This is a genomic window from Streptomyces phaeochromogenes (assembly GCF_001418655.1).
GTDB lineage: Bacteria > Actinomycetota > Actinomycetes > Streptomycetales > Streptomycetaceae > Streptomyces > Streptomyces phaeochromogenes.
Genome location: NZ_LIQZ01000061.1, coordinates 30,822 through 31,125 on the forward strand (window position 1 = coordinate 30,822; position 304 = coordinate 31,125).

At 74.7% G+C, this 304-nt stretch carries 1 pseudogene; it reads left to right on the forward strand.

The features are described 5' to 3' along the window. Window positions 1-304 (forward strand): annotated as a pseudogene (locus tag AOK17_RS52075) (GAF domain-containing protein); the annotation flags it as partial.

Here is a 304-nt window from a genome sequence, read left to right on the forward strand (position 1 = left end):
GGGTACGGCGGTCGCGCTCGACCGGCCGGTGCAGGTGTTCGCGGCGGAGCACTTCATCCGGCGCGTCCAGCCGTGGACGTGCGCGGCGGCTCCGGTACACGATCCGCGTACCGGACGGCTGCTCGGAGCGGTGGACATAACCGGCGGGGACGGGCTGGCGCATCCGCACAGTCTGGGTTTCGTGCAGGCCGTGGCCCGCGCCGCGGAGTCCCAGCTGGCGCTGCTCACCCCCGCCCCGACCACGACCGACGTGCTCGAACTGACCGCTCTGGGCCGGGACGAGGCGCTGCTCGTCGCGGGCGGC